Genomic DNA, 25,207 nt, shown 5'->3' with positions numbered 1-25,207 from the left:
TGGCACAGGTTGTAGAGACCGTCCAGGGATGTCTATGCCAGTCCAGCGCGGGCATGAAACCGCAGGTCAGGGCTTCCTGGTCCGGGAGCGGCTGCCCAGTTGGTGATCGCTATGTGATAGACGGGTGATACGGCGAGGCCCCGCCGAGGACCATCCTGATGGGGCCTGCGCGCGGAGCCGTGAGACGACGAAGCCGCACTGGAGCTCTCCGGTGCGGCTTCGTAGTGAGTGCGGCTGCGCTGTCGGGCGCGATGTGGTCGGTGCCTCATGCGGCCTGTCCCTGTGACGCTTTTGGGGTGCGCCTACTTTGCGATTGCACTCGCCTATACGCCTAAGACGCCGGTTTCGTCAGGTGTTCCGTTGTGCTGAGCTGCGGATGGTGCAGTCGAGGACGAACGCTCGGACGTTCAGGTTCCTACTCTCGTTGAACTGAGCGGCCTGGGCATCGTAGGTCTCCTTCAGGCCGACAGGTGTCTGCCCTGCAGCTGGGGGCTTGCGTTCCTTCGCCAGCCACTGGTCGGTGGTGAAGAAGGCGATCAGGTAGATGCCGTTGCGGTGCCCAGCGCGGCGAGGTGGTCGTCGGCGAGCTGGGTTTGCATGGCGGTTTTGATCTTGTCGTGCCAGTTGCCCCTTACTTCGATAGCGACCTGGGCCACACGCTCTTCCTGTCGCTGCGGTGAGGAGCGAGTCGCCGCAGCGGTGGGCGCCGCCGCGTGGCAAGTGGCTGTCTTCTCGCCCTGGCCCGAACTATGCCGCGCAAACCTTCGTGGAGATCATCGAAGCCGACGCCGGCCTATCGCCCATGTGCGGGCCGTCGTGCAGGTCGAGCAGCAGGGTCAGATCGTGCTCCCCGCCATCTGTTGACGAGGCCCAGCAGCGCGAGAGCTTCAAGGATCGGGTGCAGGCAATACGTCGACGTCGGCCTGCACCATCGCGACAGCCACGCCATCCGGTAACGGACGTGATCAAACCCCGGACGGACAGACCACCCCTGTCGTACCGTCACACCACAGAACAGCGTCAACTCGCCCAGGAGCTCCAGTGCCGTCCATCTATCTCGCCGGAAAGATCGGCCCAGGCGACTGGCGTTACGACCTGATCGGCTACCGGCTCCGCGGCGCCTGGGAGGTAGACGATGACCACCCCTCCGAGCCGTGGCCCGTCCTGAAGCGCGGCGTTCTTGGCTTCTTCGACTACGTTGGCCCGTACTTCGTCAGCGACGACCACGGCTGTGGCCACGGCCCCAATACCCACGGTTGCGGCAAGGACGGCGCTGTTCCCTGTTTCACCTACGAAAACCTGCCCAAGAGGAATCGGGTACGGGAACTCTGCCTCTCGGCCATCGACACAGCAGACATCGTGTTCGCCTGGCTCGACGACCTCACCGCCTACGGCACGCTCGTCGAGATCGGCTACGCCAAGGGACGCGGCAAGACCATTGTCATCGCAGCACCCGAGACACCCCAGACCTTCGGATGGTTGTCGGAGGCCAACGAGGTTGGTATCGGGATCGCGGACAGCGCCACCAACGATCTGTGGTTCGCCTTCTCTTGTGCCTCAAGCACCATCGCCGCCGCGACTCCCCTTGAAGCCCTCAAGGAGGTCGTGCGCCTATCCCCCGATCTCGAGTCCCCTATCGAGCAGGCATTCTGGGGGGCCTACGTGCAACAGATGCCACGTGAGTTGAACGGCCTGAGGGCTCAGCACCCAGTCTTCGGCGGTCGGTACCGCATTGACTTCGCTTTGCCCAAACAGAAGATCGGCATCGAACTCGATGGGTACGCGTGGCACTCCAGTCCCGAAGCCTTCACCCGAGACCGGGCCAGGCAGCGCGAACTCGAACTCGACGGCTGGCGGATCGTCCGCTTCAGCGGCTCGGAGATCATCAAAGATGCCGACGACTGCGTCCGTCAGGCCGCGGCGTTCGCCGCCAGCATCGAACGCGACCGACCAACCTCTTGAATCCCCAGGACACACCCGCTACCAGGGGAGACATGACGGTCCAACCGATAGAGACCGGTCCTCGCTGTACCGGAACTCGACCCGCTGTTCGTCGCTGACGAAGCGCAAGGACGGGGCATTGGACGACTGCTCGTCGCGCACGTGCAGTCCGAGGCCCGTGCCGCCCGGCTCGACCGTGTGAAGGTCGTGTCGCACCTTCCCGCCGAGGACTCCCTTCGTCCTGTCCTCATGGACAGGGCGAAGGCGTCTGTGTGCTTGTGGAAACCTTGGGGTCAGGGGCGTCGGTCGGTCGGCTCGTCCAGCCTGGGCGGGGCCACGGGCGACTCAGCCCCGGATATTTGGTCGGGTGTGGTGGCTTGGTGGCCGTGGAGTCGATAGACCATTTCGTCAGGACAACGGTCCAGGCGGGCCTGGCGCCAGGCGACGTCGTAAGACAGAGGGGCTGCGCTGCGCCGTTGAATAAGCAGGGCTCGTAGGCTCGTCAGGGGGGCCAACAGTATCCGCCACAGGGCGAGCTTCATGGGTGCGCCCTTCGGGATGCTCCTTCAGACCCGGACATGTCCACTGGCGCGATGCTGTTGGGGAGACTGCCGCCGTTGAGAGCCTTGAGGGAGTCAGACAGTACGAGCATGGCCTGCTGTCGCTTCTCGATGTCCGTAAACCCTTGGCCGACCTGCTCCCACTGCTGCAGGAGTGGGAACCACCATCGGTCGCAGGAGCAGATCATACGAGCGAGGCGCTGGAGTTCGGCAACGTGATCGTCGCCCAGCGCGCCTGGGGTGTGGTGCTCCAATTGGTCCAGGACGACGAGGTCGGGGTGGTCGTAGAGGTTCTCCTTCAAGAAGCGGAGGCGGCGGATGCGTTGCTCGTCCGCCGTCCGCTGTGCCAGTAACTCCTGTGCTGCGGTGGGCAAACCGAGAACTGCGTGGATGGTCAGCAGGCAGTAGCGCGGCGCACGGCGAGGCAACTGGCCTAGGGCGGCGTTGACGGCGTCCTGTGCGGCGGGCACGTCCGAGGCTCCTAGACGCGCCGCTGCCTCGGTGGCCATGGCATGCACTGCGGTGCGTACTGTCTCCTCCACGTTGGGAGGTACGCGTCGGCGTGGTCGCCAGGTGATCGTGTACACGGCCTCGAAGGAGATGCCGTCGGTGGCGCTGGGCAGGAGGCGCGGCTGGACGGATGTACTCGTACGGACGGCGCGGTGCCACGGCCGCCTCATGCGATGTTCTCTTCGAGCGGGAAGACCGTGCGCAGACGGCTGTCGACGAGGTGGTTGTAGAAGTCGTCAGCCACGCTGACGCCTTCAGCTGTGGAAATGCCACGCAGCTCGTTCATGAGCTTCATGCCGGCCTCGAACATGTTGTGGCCGCGTAGCGCCGGCAGAAGTTGTTCGCGCAACTGCGTGTAGGCGCCGGGGTCGCCGGCGCAGGAGCGGATCCAGTGCGTCAGACGCGAGATGACCTGGGCAGCGGTGTCCGCAGAGGAGAGCAGGTCGTGGACGGCTCGCTGTACGTCGATGTCTGGGGGAGGGGAGCACACGAGCCATGACGTGCCGTCGCGGCGTACGGTCATCAATGCGAGGAAGGCCAGTGCGCCGCTGCGTGCGGAGACCTTGCCCTGTTGCCAGCCGTGGACCTCACCGGCCAGTCGCTGGGCCACGGTGGGGTGCTGGACCAGAGCGTCAAAGGCATCGAGGACTTGGCTGACTACGGCATCGTCGTTGTTCTTGTGCGCGACGCGGCGCAAGCGCACCATCGCTCGCTTGGCCAGAGATGTGTCGACGGAGGAGTCCTCCAGGATGCGTCGGCACAGTGCAATCACGGCGGGCGCGTAGCTTTTCTGCTCCGCCCACCCGTAGAGCGCCTCCCACGCCAGGCGTCCGACATGTTCGTTGCGCACGGCGCTTTCCATGACCGCACCGAGCACCTGTGGGTGACTGCCGCCGACGAGTTCGCTCAGTGTCGTGAGGTAGTCCACCGTTCCGTGCCGTACAGTGAGCTCGGCCAGCGCGGCCACTGCGTGGTCTTCCAAATCGGCGCTCCGGGCTGTCGCGACCAGCCAGGTCAGCAAGGGCTTGCGCATGAGGTCGTAGTTGTCCCAGACGTATTCCAGGATCGCGCGTCCGTAGGCGGGCCGGTCGAAGACCACCGTGTCCTGCATGTCGACTCGGCCTCCGACATCCTGGATACGCCGACGCATGCCCCGTCCGGCCAGGGCACTGATGGTCGGTGAGGATCCTGGTGCTGCGCCAGGAGCGTCGGTACTGCGCCCGATGGCTTCCAGCAGAACGGCTGCACTGTGCGCGACGACGGGCATGGGTGCGGACTGCTGCACGGCCAGGGCCAGCAGCAGACAACGGTCCTCCACTGTGAGTGAGGGGTTGTCGTGGGTGTGCAAGCTGTTCGTCTCGCCGAACAGGCTGTCGAGTTCACCGCGCCAATCGGTCAGCGCCGCGATAACGCGTTCTTCCAGAGTTCCCTGGGTTTCACTCGCGCCGTCGGCCTGTGCGAGCGACTGCTGGGAGGTTGTGTGGGTGTGTTCCTTCCAGGCCATCGCGACGGTGTGTGCGGCTCGAACTGCGGCCACCGCCGTCAGTCCGCGCAAGGAGGCGGTGGCCTTGGGGAGGGACCGCAGGGATGTGACCAGCTGGCTGTAGCCGTAGCCGTTCAGATGCGCTTCGACAACGTCCTGGGCATCGGGCGCCTCGTGCAGACGAACCACTTGGATGCCATCACGATCGCTGAGGCGGTGATCCTTCCACAGGTCCTGTGCCACGGTCAGTACCAGGTAGGAGCGGCAGTCGCGGAGGTGGGTGGCGTGTTGCGACAGCGCGTTCAGGAAGTCGGCCGATACCTGGTCGTTCTCGGGGTGTTTGAGGTCAAGCTGGTAGGCGTGCGCCTTCTCCAGCGGCAGGCGGCCCTTGGTGGGGGTCTGCCAGTCCGCGTCCAGCTTGACCACGGTGATGTTGTTAGCGGTGTGCTCGGCCAGCAGCCGCAGAGCGAGGGTTGTCGAGCCGCATGAGCGGGGCGCCACAATGATCGTCACCGGTTGGTGAGGGCGGCTGGTGACAGGATTGATGATCTGCTGCCAGACCGTGTCCCAGTGCGAGCTGCGAACGAACGGCTGATCGAGCAGCTGCTCGCGACTTTGTTCAACGCCTTCCAGTAAGTCGCGCTTACGGGTCTCCAGGATCAGCTCTTCGATGACGTTGGCGACGACGTCGGCATCCCCGTACAGGTGTGTCGCTGCGCCGGCGGTTTCGTGCAGGCGCGGCGCGGCCTGGACGGCATCCGTCGATGGAGAAGCGGGGGACGGGCTTGGGCTGCCGAGGCCCGCGTCCGGCTGATCGGGAGCCCCGGTGGCGGGTCGCCATCGGCGCGGCAGCCAGCTGCCGGAGCCGTTGGACTGGTTCTCGCCGGCCTCGCTGGACGGCGGGTTGGTGTCGGAGCGGGTGGGGTCGAACGGTACGTCAGGCATTCGGGAACTCCAGGGTGGGTGAGGGATGAGCGGCAGAGCGGGAGGCTGGGCGCCTCACCGCTGGCGACGGTCGATCCGCACGTTCTTGATGCGATTGGCGATCGTGGGGTCACTGACCTGACCGTGGAACTGGATGGTGCCGCCGCTGCTGACAGCCGGTGTTGCCGGCGCATCGCTCGGCTGCGCGGTAGAGGGGGGAGTAGACGCCGGCGGCGCGGCATCGGTGAGGTAGGGACGTACGGCCGGGCCGGTCAGACCCGGCACATGAATCCGGCAGGGCTGCTCGAAGCCGGGCTTGTCGATGACGCGGGCAACTGCCCCGAGGAAGTGGTGCTGACCCAGATCCGGCGTGCGTCCCGCGTGCACGGTGCGCTGGTAGACGACCTCGGAGAGCGCGGCTGCAAGGAAGGCACCGCTGTCCTTCGCGGCGGACAGTGCCTGGCGGGTTGCCTGACTGTCGAGTAGCCGGGCGGTCTCGTTGATGGCGTTACCGCGGTGGTCGGGGACGGACAGAGGGCCTACGTGCACGCTGGCCCGCAGTCGCAGGAGCGGACTACTGGCCAGCCGCTGCTGTTCGTAGCGCACCAACGCTGCGTTGAGTCGGCCCAGCAGCGGGTCCACGAGCCGTGCCAGCACCGAGGGCGGGAACAGCAGGACCGCCCCGTCGCCGCTGTCCTTGTAGCCGCCAGGCAGTTCCTTCGGGTCGGGCAGCTGACATTCGGCGAGCACGGTTGCCACGATGTCGTCCACGTCGCAACGGGCGGCGGCCATCTTCGCTTCGGCGATCTGGCTGTACTTCTCCATGTCGATCGCCACGAGGGCGAGTTCAGCGGGCACGTCCAAGGGCTCTGCATGCAGCGGCGCATTCATCGGGCACCGTCCTTTCAGCGCAGGCGGTCGGGAGAGTGCCCATGCTGATCGGGAGGCGTGCCCACCGCTGCCCAGCAGTGGGCACGCACGAAGTGCGGCCTGTCACGCCTGCGTACGCGCGTGCGACTGAATCGAATGGATGTCGCGAACGAGGAGCCCTCCACCTGAAGTGGTGCGAACCCAGTCCTGCTCGCGCCAGGGCTTGAGGGCGTTGACCACCGCATTGCGGGAGGCGCCGATCATCTGAGACAGCTCTGTCTGTGTCAGCCGTACGGCGAGATCCGACGCTGAACTGGATGCGGCTTCGACCAGTCGGGACAGGGCTGATGCCAGGCGTAGTGGCACAGAGGCGGTGGCCAGTTCGAGCCGGACGGCTTCCGATTCCCTGACTCGGGCAATGGCATGGCGCAGCAGAGGGGCGAGCAGATCATGCTCCTCGACGAACGTGAGGAAAGCGGCGGCAGGGATGATGCGGATGTGGCAGGTCTCCGCGGCGATGACTGTGGCGGTGCGTGGCTGGGAGTCCAACACGGCCAGCTCTCCGAGTAACTCGCCGGCGCCGCGCACGGCAAGGAGTGTTCTTCCCCCGCAGTCCCCCGCAAGAGTGATCAGCGTTGACCCGGATTCCAGCACAATCACGTGTGTTGCTGGATCCCCCTGGCGGAGTAGCACACTCCGAGCGGGCCTGATGCGCTGCGGCGCGAGCGCCTTCAGTCGTGCCCATAACTCGTCACCGATCACCGTGGCATGCGGCTGATACACGCGTCCCCCTGCTGTGCGGCCCCGACATACTTAGGTGATCGTCTCAACTAGCCAGAATATTGCTCAATAGGCATATTCCAGCCATCGAGAGAGCTGCTAGGGCAAAATCCACGGCCAGGCGGGCCGCTCGCAGCTTCCTGTCCGCCAGCCAGGCAAGCACCTGCAGCCGGTGGGCCTCGACATGCCGTTCAAGCTCCCCACGCGCGGCAGCACTCACACCGACCCGGTCACTGACGACCGCCTCGCTCATCAGCTCGGCGCGTAACCCCGACCTCGGGACTACGGGTCGCAGGGTGAGCAACGCAGCCCCAATCGCGGCAATCAGTAGCAGGCACATCAGTACTAGGGAGATGATCGCGAGCAGGGGCATGCCATCTGCGCTCGACAGCACGGCAACCCCTGCCGCCAGCAAACCACCGGCTATTCCACACAACGCCGTTGCTTTCGTATCTGCCCGCTGTACCTCGACAAGGGCACGCTCGGCATGCCCTTGGATTCGTTGCACCTCCGACGCAAGTCCCCATGGCTCGTGCATACCGCCCACACCCTCCGCAGCCGTCGTGTGCTTGTCATGGCGGTGACCAGCTTGCTCGCGGTCGCCAAGGCGCGTTGCCTACCGCAGGGCACGAAGAGCGCTGGGTTCCTCACTCCGACCATCTGAAGGTGGTAGCCATAGAAGTGTCGATCTCGGCGAGTCGGCACGGACGTGGGAGCACACGGTCGAGTTCGATGTCAGCTGATAGGCGGGTGTCATGACGGGGAGGTCGCGGAGAGCTCTGCCCCGGCGTGCCCGCGGGCTGAGCAGCGGCCCGCCCTCGACTCGAAGCGACGTACTACGGCGGCATGGTGCCAGTTTCTGTTCGTCGGCGACGGGCGGTTCGAGTCAATTCGCTCGAACGATCGGGCTGACGTGGCTGGAAGCCGGTTAGACGGAGAACAGTAGGCTCCTGGCGGCGCGAGCCGGCCGTCCGCGAGTTCATCCACCGCACCCGCAAAGAACTCGGCGTCGCCGCCTGAAGCACCATCGCGGCCAGTCGCTTCTCGCGAAAGCAGCGTCGGTCGCCGCGGGTCGGCCGGAAGCAGAACCAGGCGGCCCGGGTGGACCGCGAGCCCGGCTCCGCGCACATCAGGCCGTCCCTGCCCTCCGCGCCCGCCGGTCCCTCCCGCCGAGATGGCCGCGCCCCTCCTGAACGCGGGACCGGACGGGCGGGCACGGCCAGCCCACTGGCTGGTATGGAGGCTTCGGTTCACGCGCGGCTTCTCCGAGCGCATCGAGCGGGCTGATCCACCGAACCCGGTACGCAACCCGCTAAACCTGGCAAAGCGTCAGTGTTGTGGGCAGGGGGCGGACGGTAGGGTGAGAAAGCCGTTCTGTAGCGGATTCCGCGGCGCCGCAGTGCAGGTAGGGAGGGTCGGCGTGGCTCTGGAGCCGAGCGCGCTCGAAAGCCGGTTCATGGACCTGGCTCTCGCGTCAGCCAATTTCGGGTTCCTGCTTCCCTACGAGCCTCTTCTTGTTCTTCACGGCGCATCCTGTGAGGCCCGCGCGGCTACTGCTCCCGCTGATGCGGTGGCGGCGGCACGCCAGTTTGGTGAGGTTCTCGCCGCTGAGGTCGGCCACCGGACCGGGGTGCGCCTGCCCGCGGGTGATCAGCCGGCCCGTCTGGACATCCTGTCTCGCGCCGGGGTGCTCGTGCCGCAGGTCCTGGACGCGTTCAACGACCTTCACCGCTTCGACGGCGGTACACGCGAGGGGCGGGAGGCGGCGGCGCATCTGGTCGAGCGCTGCTTCATGCTGGCCGCCTGGTTCTTCCGTGCCCTGACCGGCGACGCGGAGTCGATGAACTTCGTCCACGCCGCTGCGTCCGATCTGAGTGTTCTGGCGCAGCGGGTCGCTGCGCTGGAAGAGGACCTGCCCCGTCTGCGCCGCGAATTCGACCTGCGCGTCTCGCCGGTGACCCTGGCGGTCGCCGAACGTGAACAGCTGATCGTCAGCGCGCGCGATGCCGCCTATGAGCCGCTGCGCGAATCCGACATTGCCGCGGAAGTGCAGCGCAGGCTCGCCAAGGTGGGTTGGGACGTGCTGGGCGCTGGTGAGGAGACTCAGCTCAACCGCTCCCTGGGCTGCGTCCTGGTGGAGCCCCGCCTGGCTGGAGGACGGCGCGCCGACATGCTGCTGACGGTCGGCGGACAGGTGGTCGGGATCGTCGAGTGCAAGCGGGACGGTGCCGATCTCACCAACGCCATGGAGCAGGCGGGCGCACTGGCCGAGGCCCCGGCGGGCTCCTTGCCGTGGCCCGTGTGGCACTCGCCGCTGCCGTACCGGTATGTGAGCGATGGCCGGCGTCTGCTGTTCTGCGACGCCAATGACCCCGATCCGCACGCTCGCCTCGTCAGCGGCTTCCACCAGCCCCGCACGCTGGCCCGCTGGCAGCGCGAGGCGGAGGCGGACAGCGCGGCGCCGACCTACCGGGCCCGACAGGCCGCCTACCTGCTGCGGCAGGACGAGGGACTCGACCAGCTCCGCAACCCCCAGCACGGGGCGCTGCGGGCCATCGAGCAGGCCCTTGCGGCCGGTCAGCGGCGGGCGCTGGTGCACATGGCCACCGGCTCCGGGCGGAGTTTCACCGGGGTGTTCACCGCCTACCGGCAGCTCCGCTACGCGCGCGCGGGCCGGGTCCTGTTCGTGGCCGACCGAAAGCTGGCCGTGCACCAACTGATCGCTCAGCTGCGCCAGTTCAGCATGCCGGACGGAGGGCGCCGTCTCGATGACGTGTACCACGTGCAGGAGCTGACCGCGGACGGCCTGGACCCGTCGGCTTCCGTGGCCGTGGCCACGGTGCAGCGGCTGTCGGCCATGCTCGCCGGCACGCCGGCACCCGAGGACGGCTCCGACCGCGTGTCGGCGTACGAGACCGCCGAACGGCAAGCGCATCCCGATGCCACACCCCTAGAAGTGACCTACTGCGAGGCGCTGCCGCCCGACGCGTTCGATCTCGTCATCGTCGACGACTGCCACCGCGCGCTCTACGGACAGCGTCGTGCCCTTCTTGAATACTTCGACGCTCCCATCGTCGGCTTCAGCGCGACGCCGACCGCTACCGCTCTCGGATTTTTCAAGGGCAACCTGGTCGACTCCTACACTTACGAACAGGCCGTCGCCGACGGCGTCGCCGTGGACTACTCCGTCTACGAGATCCGGGTCGCCGACGACCGGCAGCCGGCGTTCGCCACCCCCGTCGACGCTGTCGGTGTGAAAGCCAACAGCTCGCGCCGCGCCCGCTACGAGGACCTGGACGAGGAGCTGGCTTCCACTGCGGGGCAGGGCCCGGCGCGAGCTGTCCCCTCCGAGCACCTGGCCGCGGTGGTGACGGCTTTCCGCGACGCGCTGCCGACCTTGTTCCCCGACCGGACGCAGCAGAGCGGCGCGCTCGGCGTGGTCCCCAAGGCCGTGGTGCTGGCGCAGGACGGATCGCATGCGGACGAGGTCGTGGAGCGCATCCGCGACGTGTTCGGCGCCGGGGACGTCTTCTGCCGACGGATCACGCACCGCGACGCTCATGCGGTGCACCTGCTGCGGGAGTTCCGCACAACACCGCAGTTCCGGATCGCGGTCGTGACGGATCTGATCTCCGGGTTCAGCGACATGCGGGCGCTCGAGTGCCTGCTGATCCTGCGCGAGGTGCGCTCCGCCGCCTACTACGAGCAGCTGCTGGCCATGGGAACCCAGACCATCGCGTCCGCGGAGCTGCGCGCCGTCACCCCGGGGGCGATTGCCAAGACGCAGCTCGTGGTCGTCGACGCGGTGGGCGCTTCGCGTCACCTCCAGCCGCTGGTGAATGTGACGGATGCATCCGGGCAGGCGGGGCGGGCCGCCTTGGAGCGCCTGCTGAGCCGTGCCGCTGACGGGCTGGTGACGCCGCAGGAGACGGCCGAACTCGCCATCAGGCTCGCCCGGCTCATCCCCGCGCTCAGTGACGCCGACGGCGCCGAGATCCGGAAACTGGCGGGCCAGTCCCTGCAGGAGCTGGTGACCCGTCTCCTCGACTCCGTCGACTCGGATCACCTGGCACCACTGCGCCAGGCGGGAGGCAAGAGAGCCGTCGAGGACGAGCGGCGGGCGGCCCTTTTCCCGCTCGCCGAGAACCCCGAACTCCAAGAGGCGCTCCTTGGCCTGTACGACCGGCCAGCCCCTTTGCGGGTGGCGGCATCGAGCCGGCGTCGCCGAGAAGCGGAGACGGTGCGCGGGCGTCTGGCCGAGTTCATTGAGCGGGCCGGACCCTTCAGCTCCGCCCAGCTGTGGTGGATCGAGAAGATCGCGGACGTGGTGGCGACCGAGACCCGCTTCGCCCCGGCGTATCTGGACGGCGTCCCCTTCTCGGCGCGCGGCGGCACGGACGGCTTCCTTGACGCCTTCGGGCCCGACGCCGCGATCGACCTCCTGGACGAACTGGGCAGGGCCCTGGCGTGATGAATGAGGTGCCTGCCGGCTGGAGGATCGTCCGGCTGGCCGACGTGCTGAGCGAACCGCTGGTCAACGGACGGTCTCCGCGCCCCGGCGAGGGCGGATTGCCCGTACTGCGCATGACGGCGCTTCGGGCAGCGACTGTGGACTTCACCCAGTCCAAGAGCAGCGACCGCAGTGACGACGGCCGCGCGATACTGCTCGCTGAACACGGGGATGTGCTGGTCGGCCGGGTCAACGGTTCACATTCCCTGGTCGGCGAGGGCGCCCTGGTGGACGGCCCCCCGGCCCCGACGGCCATCCCCGACACCATGATCCGAGTGCGCGTACGCCCGGATGCCCTCGATCCGCGCTACCTCGCACATCTGTGGAAGTCGCCGGTCATGCGGCGTCAGATCGAGGCACGTGCCCGCCAGGGCGGCGCAGCGATCTGGCGGATCAATCAGCGTGATCTGGCCGACGTCCTGCTGCCGCTGCCCCCTGTGGTGGAACAGCGCCGGATTGTCGGCCTGTTGGAGGACCACCTCGCCCGCATCGACGCCACCACGATCCGCACCAACGGCGCCCTCGACCAGGCCGACGTCCTGAGCCGTACTCTGACCGCGCGGGCAGGGCGCGGGGCTCTCGCCGAAGCCGCTCGGATTCCCGCGGACCTGCCCCGGGTGTCGGGTGTTGGTGACGGGACACTGCCCGGCCTGCCCGAACGCTGGCGATGGACCCGCCTTGACGATGTCGCCGAGGTCACCCGCGGCATCACCCCGCCCGGCAAGCAGGAGTGGAATCCCGCCGATGTGGACGTCTCCTGCCTGCGGGTCGCCAACGTGCAGCGCGGCCGCCTGGACCTGGACGACGTCCGCACGATCCGGCTGCCCCCACCACGGGCCCAGGCAGCTCGGCTGCGGGCGGGCGATGTGCTGCTGACGGGCGGCGGATCGAGCGACAGCCTGGGCCGCGGCTGGATCTGGGAGGAGCAACTGCCCCACTGCGTCCCCCACAGCCACCTCTTCCGTGTCCGGATCGCCGCCCATCAGCTCCACCCCGTCCTGCTGGCCTGGCACGCCAACGGCTTCGGCCGCCAGTGGTGCAAACACAACGCCAACCAGACCGTGGGGCCGGCGTCCATCAGCCTGACCAGGATCCGGCTCATGCCGGTGCCCGTCGCTCCCGTAGACGAGCAGCACCATCTGGTCGCGGTGGTCCAGGCGCACACCACGGCCCTGAACGCGGCCTCCGCGGCCGCCGAACGCGCTCTCGTGGTGGCCGGACGGCTGCGGCGTAACCTCCTGGAACGCGCCTTCACCGGTCACCTGTCCCCTCCGCTTTCCCCGTCCGGGCAACAGGAGTCTGTGCTGTGAACCCCACCGTCTCCTCCCGCCCCGGATACGGCCAGGCCCTGGTGGACCGGCTGTGGAACTTCGGCAATGTGCTGCGCGACAACGGCACCTCGGGCCTGGAGTACATCGAGCAGCTGGCCAGCCTGATCGTCCTCAAGCGCGCCCACGAACAACGCCAACGCCCCCTCAACGGGCAGGACGTACTCGGTTTCGACGCCTGGGCGCAGCTCACCTCGACCGAGCGCGACCACCTGATCCCGGTCTACGAGCAGATCCTGAACCTGCTCGCCGCCCGGCCCGGAACGCTCGGGCTGCTCTTTCGACGGGCACAAAACCGCATCCCGGACCCTGCCCTCCTGCACCGATTGATCGTCGACGTGGTGGACCGCCACCAGTGGTCCGCAGGCGACATCGGTGCCGTCTTCGAGGCGCTGCTGGTCCGCATGAGCACGGACACGAAGACCGGTGCCGGCCAGTACTTCACCCCTCGGCCGCTGATCGAGGCGATCGTGCAGTGCGTCCAGCCCGGCATCGACGACACCGTCGCCGACCCGGCCTGCGGCACCGGCGGTTTCCTGATCAAAGCCTTCGACTACCTGGTCGACCACTTTCCTTCAGGTGTCACCGCGGCCCAGCGCAAGCGGCTCGACCAGGGCGCCTTCTTCGGCACCGAACTCGTCGACGCAACCGCACGGCTGGCCACGACGAACCTGGTCCTACACGGCGTCACCCGGGCCGACGAGGCCCACCCGTGCATCACCGTCGGGGACGCGCTGGCCCGCCCGCCGGTCAAGCGGGCGACGCTGGTGCTCACCAACCCTCCGTTCGGCCGCCGCTCCACCAGCGATGAGCCCTACCGGGGGGACTTCTGGACCCTCACCACCAACCGGCAGCTCAACTTCCTCCAGCACATCCACAGCCTGCTGGAGACCGACGGCCGCGCCGCTGTCGTGGTGCCCGACAGCGTGCTGTTCGAAGGCGGGCCCGGTGAGCTGATCCGGCGCCGCCTGCTGTCCGCCTGTGACGTGCACACCCTGCTGCGGCTTCCCACGGGCATCTTCTACGCCGGCGGCCTCAAGGCCAGCGTCCTGTTCTTCGACAAGCCCGACCCGCGCCCCGACGGCAGCCCGTCCACGACACGGCTGTGGGTGTACGACCTGCGCTCCCCGCACACGGCGACGGCCAAGCCCATGACGGAGGCCAGCCCCGACTACGGTGACTTCGTGTCCGCCTACCGGCCCGGCCGGCCCCGCAGCGAACGAGTCGAGACACCCCGCTTCCGGTCCTTCGCGGTCCAGGAGCTGCTCGCCAGGAGCGGCGTCAACCTGGACCTTCAGATCGCCGAACCCCCGCCCGGGCCCTTCACGCTGGAAGAGTCCGAGGCCGACCTACACCGCATGGCCCAGGAGATCACCGCTGAACTGGGCGCCGCCCTGGCCGAGTTCGCCTCCCTGACCGAAGCGCTGCGCCCCTACGGCGTGCACGCCGACAGCCCAGATGGTGAGGCGGAGCGGTGATGGCGACCAGGGGCGCCACGACCGGGGGGATGCCGTGCGGCTGCTGCGACTGAGCCTTCCCTCCTACCGGGGCCTGCACCACTTCGAGCTGGACCTCACGGACGCCCTCGACGGCGGCCATGCCATCGCCACCCTGATCGGCCCCAACGGCGGCGGCAAGTCCCGAGCCCTGCACGCGCTCGCCGAGATCTTCGGCGCCCTGCACCGGCCCGGGCGCCGTGCGGGGTTCGCCTTCGAGCTCGACTACGAGGTCCACGACAGGACGGTCCGGGTCGTTCAGACCTCCCCCGATAGCTCTCCCGAGCTGACCGTGAGCACCTCATTGGGCCGGCCGGTCCGGGTGGCCCGCGCGGTGTGGGCGCAGCATCTGCCCGATCACGTCTTCGGCTACCAGGCGCATGCCCAGGCCCCCTGGACCAGCGAGTTCGAGCAGCACCGCCGCTTCGCCGCCCGTCGCATCGGCCAATGGCGGCGGCAGTGGATGAAGGACTTCGACCACTGGCGCGCACACCACACGCCGGACGAGGCAGAGCTGTGGACCGAGCAGCTCACCCTGCCCATCAACTGCCCCCTGTACACGCCGGTGTTCCTGTGCACGCCCGCGCACCTGCCGCTCCTGCTCCTCGCGCAGACCACCCACTGGTCCGACTCGTTCGGCACCTACCTGCGCCGCCACTCCTACCTCCAGCGGGTGGCCTCCGCGGTCCTGCGGATCCGCGCGCCACGCGCCGCACGCGCCCCGCACCTGGCTGCCCTCCCGTACTGGGGCCTGGGCGGACCCGCCCGCACCCTGTTCGCGGCCGCCGCCGAATCGGGGCGATTCGGTCTCATCCCCGACGCCGACCCGGTGGACGGAGCCGGCAGCCCCGCCGAAGGGTTCCAGATCGACCTGGGCACCGCGGAGGACGTCCGCGCCTTCCGTAACCTCTTCGACAGCGACCTGTCGATGTTCGGCCTGCTCGCCACCCTGCTGGACGCCGGCTACCTCACCGTCGACGTCCGCCTGGACAAACCCGGCGCGCTCACCGTCGGCCTGGACGACCTGAGCTCCGGGGAGCAGCAACTCCTCACCATTTTGGGCCTGCTGCGACTGCAGCGGACACATGAGTCGCTGTTCCTTCTGGACGAGCCCGACTCCCACTTCCACCCGGAGTGGAGCCGGCGCTGGTACTCCTCCGTGCGCAGCGTGCTGGGACCGCATCAGCACTCGCAGTTCCTCACCGCCACCCACGAACCGCTCCTGGTGGCCAACATGACCCGTGAGCAGATCCGCGTCGTCACCACCGACGTGGAGGGCCAGGCCACCGCGGTGATACCCCGGGCCAACCCGCGCGGACAAGGCGCCGGCGGCCTGCTGACCACCGACCTGTTCGACCTGCCCACCCAACTCGATGAGCACACCCAGGAGCTGATCGACCGCCAGTACGCGCTGCTCCCCGAGGCGGAAGGCGACCCGGTCAAACAGGCCGCACTGCGCGACGTCACCGCCCAGCTGGAGACCATGGACTTTCCCAACTCCGACCGTGATCCGCTCGTAGCGGCCTTCCTCGCCGAGCTCCACCGCAGACGCCTCGCGCTCCTCGAGGCCGCGCAAGGCCCCAACCCGCCCTCGCCCGAACGACTGCAGGCCCTGGTCGCCGAGCTGTTCCACGAGCGCTTCTCGTCGGTGATCTGACACCGATGAGACACGTGAACATGCAAGGGCTCACCGCCCCGCCGGCCTGGGCAACCAAGGCCAAACGCAGCCTCGACGCGGTCAGAGCCGCCGTCGCCGCCGGCACCAAGCGCACATTCACCATGCACTGGACCGAGGACGCCGTACGCAACCTGCTCCTCGAACTCGTCGGCGACAAGTGCTGGTACTGCGAGACCCTCATCGTGCGCGCGGACATCACCGTCGACCACTACCGGCCGAAATCCGAAGTACTCGACGTGCCCGGCCACCCGGGTTACTGGTGGCTGGCCTACGACATGTCGAACTACCGCATCGCCTGCAGACACTGCAACAGCGGCGGAGCCCGCTACAACGGCGTCCGGGAAGGCCGCGCCAAGGGCAGCCAGTTCCCCCTCATAGGCGGAACCCGCGCCCGCACGGCAGCCGACGACCTGGACCGCGAACAACCGCTGCTCCTGGACCCAGCCCACCACAGCGACCCCGACCTGCTCGGCTTCGACAGCGCCGGCTACGCCCGGCGCAGCAACACCCCCTACTCGCTGGCCGAAACGAAACGCGGCCTGTGCCGCGCCGACGAAACCATACGGATCCTCGCGCTTAACGACTCCCACCTCGTCCCGCTCCGCAGCCGCCTCATGCGGGAGGTCGGCGTGCTCGCCCGCTACGGTGACAAGACCGACATCCAGCAGCTGATCGACGACAAAGTGGGACCCAAGGCGCCATACAGCTCGGCAGCCGCCATGGCCCTGGCCCTGCATCGCGCCTGCGACCGGCCCGCCGCCGCGCCCACCACCGCAACGACGCCCACACCCGCCGTCGACCCGGCACGCTCCCGAGTCGACCTGCAAGACCTGCTGCAACATCTGGACCCGGACGACCTGAAGGCCGGCATCACCCTCACCGGCCGGCACGAGAAGAAGGTCCACCAGGCAGTCCTGAACCACGAGGGCCAGATCAACGTCCTGGGCCGCCCCTGGCGTACCCCGACCACCGCCGCCAGGGCCGCGACCGGCAGCAACAAGATCGACGGCTGGGATTTCTGGCGTCTGACCATCGCCGGTGTGGAGCAGACCCTCGCCGAGTTCCGCGCCACGCACTTTCCGCCACCCGCACCAGCGTGAGACATGGGTGCCGGCGGTGAGGACGACGACGCGGCCCATGTTCGCTGTGCGATCCTGAGCGGCAGCCCTATCCGGGTTGAGGTGTTGTTGCAGTGATCGGGTTCAGTACGTGGTGGGCTTTGCTCCGCTATTTGGACATCTGCGAACTATGCAACCAAGCTCAGGCTACCCGAGTTGATCGAGCAGCCCGTGGACTCCACCAGAGCGACCGCTTGAACTCCTCCGAAATACCGCTGTGCAGCCATGGCGACACCTCCATCTCGGACCCCACGATCCGATCCTCAAGAGACGTCCACAAACGAGGAAACCCCACCTGCGGACTCGACCTGCCGAATGCACTCGTGGAGTGGGTCACGATGCTCGTGGTCACCCGTGAGGGCGACCGCTGCTGCAAGCCCCGTCCGTCCCAACGTGCGCTGGTGGCAGTGGTGTACCTGCGTGAGCACACCACCCGGGCGAAGATTGCCGCCGGGTTCGGAATCAGCGAGTCCACCGCCCAGGCTTACACCACCGCGATCGTCGGCCTGCTCGCCGAACGAGCGCCCGGCCTGCTCAAAACCCTGCGCGAGGCAGACCCGGACTTCCTCCTGCTCGACGGCAGGCTTGCTGAGTGCGACCGCGGCGGCGACGGACGCGCCGACTCCCACAAGCACCGCCGACACGGCGTGAACGTGCAGGTGGTCACCGATCCGGGCAGCTGGCTCCTGTGGCTCTCTTTTGGTGCGTTCGCGATGGCGGTGCGGGAATCCTGGCCGAGGGCGGTGAGCGCCGCGTCTACCGGACACCTTGGGCGGATGTCCAGGTGGCGAACTGTTCGCGCCCGGCGGCGGTGAGGGTGAAGACCGAGGCACGGCGGCCGGTAGGCACATTCTTCCAATGGAGATCACCGGCGAACGAGCCAGGCAGCAAGCTCAGTGGCGTTCTGTTAGCCGGTCACTGGCCTTGGAAGGCGACCGCGTCGGGATGGTTGGTGAGCCACCAGCGGCATACGTTCCAGTGGTTGTCCTTGCCGCCCGCGTCGTCGAACGTCACCACGGCAACGACCGGGCCGCTGCAGTGAGGACTCGGTCGGGTGTGCATGCTGCACCTGAGCTGGTTGTCCGGCGACACCTCGTCGATGGCCGTGATGACGGATTTCATGTCATGAGCCTACGGCGATGTCGAACAGGTGCTTGCCTCCTTGATGTCAGTGGCATTGTGCCCGGCCGCAGGGAAGAGGACGAATGACCCGGCCCGGGGCCAAGTCCGGCGACGGCCTGCTACCGGATGCTTCTCTTGACTTCGGTCACGATGGTCCCAACCTTGCCTGGGCCCTGTGCCGTGCGGCCAGCGCTCTGGCCGAACTCTCTCCAGACACGGGGGTGCTCGGCGGTCACAGGCTGCCGTTCACCGGTCATGTCCTGGACCAGGCAATGGCCGCTGCGCTCGAGGCGGTGCTCGAGCCACTCTCTGGACGCGAGGAGACTGTAAGCCCTGCCGCTCGGGCGGTCCCATGTCAGGTACTGCACCTGCAGTTGCCGGTCGGTGTCGTACCAGAAGGGGCGGTCCGGGTCGCGCCGCAGCCTGCTGTCTCTCAGGAGTGGGTCACTGAGCAGCGTCACGGAGACGGATGCGTCGAGGGAGCAGTCCAGGCTCTGACCATTCCAGTTGTAGGTCTGGTCGGTCGGAATAGCGGTGACGGGTTCCCCATCGGGGTCTGTGGCGAACACCATCCGGCCCTGCGGCTGTGCGGCGAGGGTGCGCTCCAGCCAGTCGTCCTCGTCATCTTCCATCGGACCGTCCGCCCACTGCTCTGCGAGCTCCAGGAGCAGCTCTTCCCGACGCTTCTCCCTGCGCTCCCGCCAGATGGCGATGGCGACGCTCCTCTCCGATGCCGGTGGCCCAGGGGCTGGCTCCGGAGAGGAGAGATCATCGTCCTCTGGGACAGGGGAGTCGTCCTCACCGTGATCGGATTCGTCGTACTGAAAGGTACTCACATGCCAGGACTCGGGTTCCGGATCGGTCCAGGGGCTGGGGACGGTGGGGAAGTCGGCCAGGAGAAGGCTGTGGCGATCGGGCCCTTCGGGCATCAGCCGGTTTGTGAACGAACGTCCCTTAAGCCATGTGAGCAGGCTGGTGAGTTGGGGGGCAGGCACGAGCCAGCTGTGGATGCGGTGCCATTGCTCTCCCTGGCCACGGGTGACGTTCCATCCTCGGCCGTCGTGGTCGTCCATGGCCTGTTCGTAAAGGACGATCCACTGCCTGCCGTCGCTGTCGGTGCGGATGCCCAGTTCGTCGAGGTCGGGCAGGTTGTCCGGACGGCAGATCCATTCGTCGACGCCCTCGTCGTCGGGCAGGTCGGGGACAGGTGGTGCCAGCGGGTGTGCGGGGTCGGCGGTCGCGAAAGTGGCGTGGTCGGCTTCGTCTGGACTGTTGTCGTCGTCGGTGTCGGAGAAGGGGTGTCGGGCCGGAGGAAGGGAGGGGTCGATGTCGAGCAGCGACAGTCGTGCCGCTCCGGGGTATTCGGCGGCGTCGTGCTCGGTCTGCCGGTGGGGGTGCCGGTGGTTCGCCAGGCGTTCCACGAGCTCGTGGAGGGCCATCCACTGGTACTTCTTGCCGATCCGTTCGCCCTTGTGTGACTGGCGGGAGCCAGAGTGGCGGGAACGCATGTTGTCGAATTCGGCGAAGAGTTCAGGTGTCCAGCCCAGGCCGGCGACGCGGGCGAGGACCCAGCGTGCGGCCCACTGTGCGTCGACGTGGGCAGCGGCGAGGCGTTCGTCGTCGGCCGGGGGCACTCGGCAGGCCCGCAGCAGCGCGTACTGGTCCGGGTCGAGGACGTCCCTCGCCTTCCTCCCGGTGAGGAGTTGTTCAACGGCAGCCGGTGTGCTCAAGGCGGGCCGGACGGACTCCGGAAGGCTTTGCGCGAAGGCCGGAATACGGGCGGGGTCGACTACGACAGGATCGTCGGCGCGCTGCCACGCCGGCCGACGGGGATAATCGGTCGACAGCGGCAGCAAACTGAAGTGACGCACGGCTGGCCGGACCTGGTAGTCCGCAAAGTCTCCCAGGGGTGAAAGGGACGAGCGGAGCGATCCCCACAGCGACTTGTTCTGCTCCCGCCGCGGGAAGAGCACGTCGAGGTCCTCCTCCGCAGGAGCCTGCCCGATCGGAGGGCAGGCGTGTGGATGCCTGACCGCGTTTGCTTCCTCGCCGGTGACGGCTCCAGCACGGTGCGCCAAGGTGACAACGCGTGTAGCCGCTTCGCACAGCAGCCCGTTCCGTGAGGCGTGCGCGGGCGAATCAACCGCGCCGTAGGAGTACGTGAGGAGCCGCCGGGCGACTGTCCCGAGGAGGTCGTGCTTGCCGTCGTCCTCGCTGCGACGGGCCAGGACTCCATAAGCAACCCACACCAGACGCTCGAAGAGGTAGGGATCATCGATCTTCTCCGCGTCCTCGTGGAGGAATCTGTCCAGGAGGGAGACGAGAACGTCTCCGTGCCCCAGAAGCAGCTGCACCAGGGCCTTGGTGGCCCGGTCGCGCAGGAACCGGTTGGAGGACGTGAGGGTCCACACCAGTGTCGTGGCGGCCAGCCGGACGACTTCCTCGTGGTCGACTCCGGCCGTCTGCACCGGTCGGCGGGTCCGGTCCCCGAGCCGAGGCCGGACCGTGAGGGATGCAGGGTGGAGATGGCGCGGGGTGGGGTACTGCTCGGCCCAGCGCAGCAGCCGGTGCAGTGCCGTGACGTCCCACAGCAAGGAGTAGGTCTCTACGCCCCACCACGCGTCGCGCTCGGGCCGCGGTTTTCGCAGCAGCACCCGGTGGAGACGGTCGGCGTTCAGCAGATGCCCCGGCTCGGCGGTGACCGCTACCGCGGCCTCTAGCACGTCGGAATTGCGTCCGTGGCGTGCGGCGGTCTCGTTGAGGAGCTCGATGGTGCGTTCGTTGACGCTGCGTGTGCTGCGCAGCGGAAGCGTTTCCAGAAAGCTGCGGGCCAGCCGGTAGCCTCGTGCGTCCGCGCGTCTGCCGGGGCCAGCTGTGGCCTCTGCAGATGTGGGAGAGGCGGCCAGCAGGTCGATGAGTTCCGTCCCGGTTTGTTCGGGCAGGAGAATCGACGCTGCTTCCTGGTAGTTCGGGGCAGCCTGCCTCAGCCAGCTTCGCAGCGCGGAATCGGCGGTCAGTGGTTGTCCTTCGCGTAGCGCGTCGATCTCGTCCTGGTGGGCAGCGAAGACCGACCGTACAACGCGGTCGTCGCCGAACGCCTGGTAGGGGAAACCGATACCGGTTGCCTGGTCGGTCTTGTAGGTCCGCTCGTTGGACACCAGGCCCTGGGCGAGGAGCTGCCCGAGCATCGTGTCCGGCCACGTTGTGGCCGCCGGAGCGTACGCGTCGACAAGAGCGCGGGCTTCCTCACGCGGCAGCACGGAACGCCGTGCGGCGGCCATGCGCGACGCCAGGGCGTCCACTGCACGGTGCACGGGCCGCTCCAGAGGATCGAGTCCGAGCCGGGAGCAGATGGTCTCCGCACGGTGGTCGACATAGGCGTCGAACACCGCGCTCCGGTCACGCGGATGGCCGCCCGAGCCGCCACGCTTCAGGCTCTTGCTCAGACTGTCCGCGTACAGCTTTACGAACAAAGGGTTGGTGAAGACCGAGGCCAGCAGGGGAGTGTTGGGAAGAACCGCCGCCACACCCCTCAAGTAGCTCTCCAGCCCTTCCATCTCCCGTCCTGCAAAGCCGGGGTGCGCGGAGGCCGGCCCATCGAAACGATCAGGCACGACGATCGACTTGAAGGTCGAGCGGCAGGACACCAACAAAGCGATGTGCCGGTACCCGGCCAGACGCACCTGTAGCGCGAGCAGTTCGCTCTTCCAATTCCCGGCATCGTCGGAGTCATTGAGTGCATCGATGATCAACAGGAAGCGGCAGCCGCTGGCCGCGCCAGCGGCGTCCATCGCCTGCAGGAGGTCTCGCTCGGCAAGCGGCCCCAGGCCACGCTTCTGCGCGATCTCACTCAACGCGTTGTGCCCGGTGAGCTCCTGCCCCAACACCACCAGCGCCGGACGGCCCTCGTCTACGGCCCGTCGCGCGGCGTCGACCAGCAAATGCGTCTTGCCCTGCCCCGCCTCTCCCAGGAGCAGCCAGGTCTTCTTCTCCGCTGCCTGGGCAGCGGGACTCCGCAACAAGCCGACCAGGCGCTCGCAGGCGTCGAGGGCACGAGCCAGAGCGCGCTCGCACACCCATTGCGCGCTCTGCACCGCGGTCACTGGAGCCTTTGCGCCCCGTCCGGTGGCAGATGTGGCGTCGTCGCTTTCACGCTCTTTCTCCGCGAACCGGCCAGCCAGGTCCTTGAACTCACCCAGCCGCTCCAGCATGTCCTCCGCCACAGCAGAGCTCTGCTCGGCAGGGAAACCGGACGTCGCGGATGCAGTCGACAGGTCGTGGACCAAGGCGTTGACGCCTTCCCGCAATGCGGGCGTCCACGCGTGCACCCACCGTGACAGCGCCTGATGGTCGGGGCTGCTGTCCGGCGCGGGATAGCTGTCGTGCCAGCGCGTCATCTCGGAAAGGAGTGTCACCACAGCGGCCTGCAGATCCCGGGATCGCTGGACGCCCTGCCGCAAAAACTCCTGCGGCAGGGCGCACGCGTCCGCCACGCGCGCAAGGGGCAATGTCACATGATGCTCGGGTGTGTACCGTGCCTCGGCCAGACGCTCAGCAAGCGTGACCTGTTCCCTGAACCACTCGCTGCCCAGCGCCCGCCGCTCGAAGAAGAACCACTGACGTCCCTCATTTCCAGGGCGGGTCAGCCGCTCCAACAGCTCACCGCCACCGACGTAGCGGATGTCCACGCCAGCAAGACCGGGCAGGTCCTTCTTCCACTGGGCGACGTTGTTGTTCCACCGCTCCCTCGCACCGGTACGCGCGTTCCCGCGCGGGGTGACAGGGGTGGGGTCGGAGAGGTCGAAGGGGGCGAGGAACTCAAGCCGGACAATCTTCCGGTTCGCGATGTTCTCACCGACTGTCTTGGCGCTTTTCTTCGCCTGAGGGATGAGATCGTCGATGTTGTGGACGAACTTGACCTGGTATCCGTGCGCAGCGCTGCCGTCGGGCGCCTGGTCATACCACTCGACGCCGCCGTCCGGAGCAGCAGTCTTGATCGTCTCCCAGCGCGGAGGCGCCGGCGTGCGGAGCTGGAAGCAGAGTTCCTCGAACGCGCGATGCTGGCTTCCGTCCCATTCACGGATGCTCTGCCAGTTGTGTGCCCTGCTGTCGTTCGATGCCACTGCTGTCCTCTGACCGTTCTGCCGCCCCACTGCGCGCGTGTCGGATCCCAGCGTAGAGGGCTGCGCTGACACACCAAGTTTCCCTGGGTCGATGGACCGGATCAGGCGTAGGAATTCCGTTGTAGCCGGTGCTGACCTGGGCGCTGCCGGCCATGAAATATCGGTCAGGAGTGGGCGGTAGTCAACGCCTTGTCAGCGCGCTCAGTCATGTTGAGCATCGGTTCGGTCGAAGTCATCCGGCAGTGATCGAGTCATGCCGCTGTACCGGGATCGATGGGACGGTTGTGCAGTGCCGTCCCAGGCGGAGGTCTGACTCGTGAGATCTATGACCGAAGTGTCCAGTCACAGACCTGTCGACTGTCGTTGCGGGATGCTGCCTGCCACCGAGCCACAGGGCGTGTCCCAATAGGGGCCTTGCCGAGTTCAGGCGCCATCACGGTTCAGACCGCCCATGCGGGCCGGTGCCATCCACCCAGCACGTCACCACGCGGGAGGCGAACCACCATGACGACCAGACAGCGCAGCACCTCCTCGAACACGGACCCGCCCGTGCGGAGAGAGGTCGTACTGGGCGTGGACACGCACGGCGAGATGCATGTCGCCGCCGTGATCTCCCCGCTGGGGAAGGTCCTGGGTAACGAGTCGTTTCCGGCCACGGCGGCCGGCTATCGGCAGCTGCTCGTGTGGGCCCGCAAGCGGGGGACGGTGCGCCGGGCCGGCGTGGAGGGCACCGGCACCTTCGGCGCGGGCCTGTCCCGCTACCTGGTGACCCAGCAGATCCAGGTGTTCGAAGTGAACCGGCCCGACCGGTCGGCCCGCCGGTTGCTCGGCAAGTCGGACCCGCTCGATGCGCAGGCCGCAGCGCGAGCCGTGCTCAGCGGTCGCGCCCGAGCCCAGGCCAAATCCGGCGACGGACCCGTGCACAGCGCCCGGATCTACAAACTCGCCAAGGACTCCGCGGTCAAGGCCCGTACCCAGGCGATCAACCAGCTCAAGGCCGTCCTGGTCATCGCCGACCCCGCCCTGCGCGAGCGGTTGTCGAGCTTGGGCAATGCCGAGCTGTTCCGCACCTGCGCGACCCTCAGCCCGCCCGATGGTGGGGGAGACGAGGACGCGGTGGCCCAGGCCACCCACATGACGTTGCGCATGCTCGCCGAACGCATCGAACAGCTCACCGGACAGATCAATGAGCTGAACCAACGCCTGACCCGGCTCGTCGAACGTCACGCCCCACAGCTGCTCGTACCGGTGGGCATCGGTCCGGACAGCGCCGTCACTCTCCTGATCACCATGGGGGACAACCCCGAGCGGCTGAACACCGAGGCGTCCTTTGCTGCCCTTTGCGGAGTCAGCCCCATCGAGTATTCGTCGGGCCGTCGGTGCACGCGCCGGCTCAACTACGGCGGCGACCGGCAGGCCAACGCCGCTCTGCACCGCATCGTCTTCACCCGGCTGCGCCACGATCCGCGCACCCAGGGCGTAATACGAACGCCGCACGCAGGAGGGCAAGACCCGACGTGAGATCGTCCGATGCCTCAAGCGATATGCGGCCCGCGAGGTCTTCAACCTGGTCAGACCGGTTTCCCGCACCCCTGCGTTATAGGGGCGTCTGTGATAGCGGGTGATAAGGCCGAGCCCCGTCGGGAACCACCCCGCGCGGCTTCTGCACGGAGCGGGCTATGACGTGGTGCGGCGTCCGGCACAGGAACCGACGTACGCGGACTCCCCGCTCCGGAGCACTGGGGGCCAGGGTGCGGGTCGTAA

14 protein-coding genes and 2 pseudogenes are annotated in these 25,207 nt (G+C 67.7%); 9 read left to right on the top strand and 7 right to left on the bottom strand.

All coding sequences use genetic code 11. The features are described 5' to 3' along the window. Positions 1-1,041: 1,041 nt before the first annotated feature. Both ACIP4X_RS30130 and ACIP4X_RS30125 read left to right on the top strand, forming a co-directional pair. Positions 1,042-1,962 (top strand): DUF559 domain-containing protein, encoded by a 921-nt coding sequence (locus tag ACIP4X_RS30130; protein ID WP_391455209.1) that lies wholly within the window; start codon positions 1,042-1,044, stop codon positions 1,960-1,962. 57 nt (positions 1,963-2,019) lie between these two features. Further along, positions 2,020-2,172 (top strand): annotated as a pseudogene (locus tag ACIP4X_RS30125) (GNAT family N-acetyltransferase); the annotation flags it as partial. A 307-nt stretch (positions 2,173-2,479) separates the two neighbouring features. On the opposite strand, the gene ACIP4X_RS30120 reads toward ACIP4X_RS30125, so the two are convergent. The 5 genes from ACIP4X_RS30120 to ACIP4X_RS30100 form a co-directional block, all read right to left on the bottom strand. After that, positions 2,480-3,010 (bottom strand): hypothetical protein, encoded by a 531-nt coding sequence (locus tag ACIP4X_RS30120; protein ID WP_391455207.1) that lies wholly within the window; start codon positions 3,008-3,010, stop codon positions 2,480-2,482. A gap of 167 nt (positions 3,011-3,177) precedes the next feature. After that, on the bottom strand, positions 3,178-5,439 hold the full coding sequence (locus tag ACIP4X_RS30115) for a hypothetical protein (RefSeq protein ID WP_391455205.1): 2,262 nt from the start codon (positions 5,437-5,439) through the stop codon (positions 3,178-3,180). 54 nt (positions 5,440-5,493) lie between these two features. Then, positions 5,494-6,309, bottom strand: a complete 816-nt coding sequence (locus tag ACIP4X_RS30110) for a hypothetical protein (protein WP_391455203.1) — start codon at positions 6,307-6,309, stop codon at positions 5,494-5,496. A 102-nt stretch (positions 6,310-6,411) separates the two neighbouring features. Then, positions 6,412-6,981: a Crp/Fnr family transcriptional regulator gene (locus tag ACIP4X_RS30105; protein WP_079081371.1), complete on the bottom strand. Its 570-nt coding sequence runs from the start codon at positions 6,979-6,981 to the stop codon at positions 6,412-6,414. 133 nt (positions 6,982-7,114) lie between these two features. Then, positions 7,115-7,606 carry a hypothetical protein gene (locus tag ACIP4X_RS30100; RefSeq protein ID WP_391455201.1) on the bottom strand — a complete coding sequence of 164 codons (492 nt, stop codon included), beginning with the start codon at positions 7,604-7,606 and terminating at the stop codon, positions 7,115-7,117. 882 nt (positions 7,607-8,488) lie between these two features. Here ACIP4X_RS30100 and ACIP4X_RS30095 point away from each other — a divergent pair. The 6 genes and pseudogenes from ACIP4X_RS30095 to ACIP4X_RS30070 all read left to right on the top strand — a co-directional run. Continuing rightward, positions 8,489-11,539: a DEAD/DEAH box helicase family protein gene (locus ACIP4X_RS30095; protein WP_391455199.1), complete on the top strand. Its 3,051-nt coding sequence runs from the start codon at positions 8,489-8,491 to the stop codon at positions 11,537-11,539. Next, the gene (locus ACIP4X_RS30090; protein ID WP_391455197.1) at positions 11,539-12,888 is read left to right on the top strand and encodes a hypothetical protein; all 1,350 of its coding nucleotides are present in this window, start codon (positions 11,539-11,541) and stop codon (positions 12,886-12,888) included. Before ACIP4X_RS30095 ends, ACIP4X_RS30090 begins: the two co-directional genes overlap by 1 nt. Then, positions 12,885-14,384 carry an N-6 DNA methylase gene (locus tag ACIP4X_RS30085; RefSeq protein WP_391455195.1) on the top strand — a complete coding sequence of 500 codons (1,500 nt, stop codon included), beginning with the start codon at positions 12,885-12,887 and terminating at the stop codon, positions 14,382-14,384. Before ACIP4X_RS30090 ends, ACIP4X_RS30085 begins: the two co-directional genes overlap by 4 nt. Positions 14,385-14,418: 34 nt before the next feature. Further along, positions 14,419-16,059, top strand: coding sequence for an AAA family ATPase (locus ACIP4X_RS30080; RefSeq protein WP_181810944.1), 1,641 nt, complete (start codon positions 14,419-14,421; stop codon positions 16,057-16,059). 20 nt (positions 16,060-16,079) lie between these two features. Further along, the gene (locus tag ACIP4X_RS30075; protein ID WP_391455284.1) at positions 16,080-17,180 is read left to right on the top strand and encodes an HNH endonuclease; all 1,101 of its coding nucleotides are present in this window, start codon (positions 16,080-16,082) and stop codon (positions 17,178-17,180) included. A gap of 356 nt (positions 17,181-17,536) precedes the next feature. After that, positions 17,537-17,896, top strand: a pseudogene (locus ACIP4X_RS30070) (transposase family protein); the annotation flags it as partial. A gap of 217 nt (positions 17,897-18,113) precedes the next feature. On the opposite strand, the gene ACIP4X_RS30065 reads toward ACIP4X_RS30070, so the two are convergent. Both ACIP4X_RS30065 and ACIP4X_RS30060 read right to left on the bottom strand, forming a co-directional pair. Next, complete coding sequence (locus ACIP4X_RS30065) at positions 18,114-18,320, bottom strand: hypothetical protein (protein WP_358782623.1); 207 nt, start codon at positions 18,318-18,320, stop codon at positions 18,114-18,116. A gap of 119 nt (positions 18,321-18,439) precedes the next feature. Continuing rightward, entirely contained in the window at positions 18,440-23,443 is a 5,004-nt protein-coding gene (locus tag ACIP4X_RS30060; RefSeq protein WP_391455193.1) for a hypothetical protein, read from the bottom strand. 504 nt (positions 23,444-23,947) lie between these two features. Between ACIP4X_RS30060 and ACIP4X_RS30055 the strand changes: the two genes are divergently transcribed. Continuing rightward, complete coding sequence (locus tag ACIP4X_RS30055) at positions 23,948-24,964, top strand: IS110 family transposase (protein ID WP_391455191.1); 1,017 nt, start codon at positions 23,948-23,950, stop codon at positions 24,962-24,964. Positions 24,965-25,207: the final 243 nt, after the last annotated feature.

Origin of the sequence: Streptomyces sp. NPDC088817 (assembly GCF_044750345.1) — a bacterium.
Classification (GTDB): Bacteria; Actinomycetota; Actinomycetes; order Streptomycetales; family Streptomycetaceae; genus Streptomyces.
The sequence above is the reverse complement of the archived record's forward strand: the minus strand, read 5'-3'. Positions and strand labels throughout refer to the sequence as shown.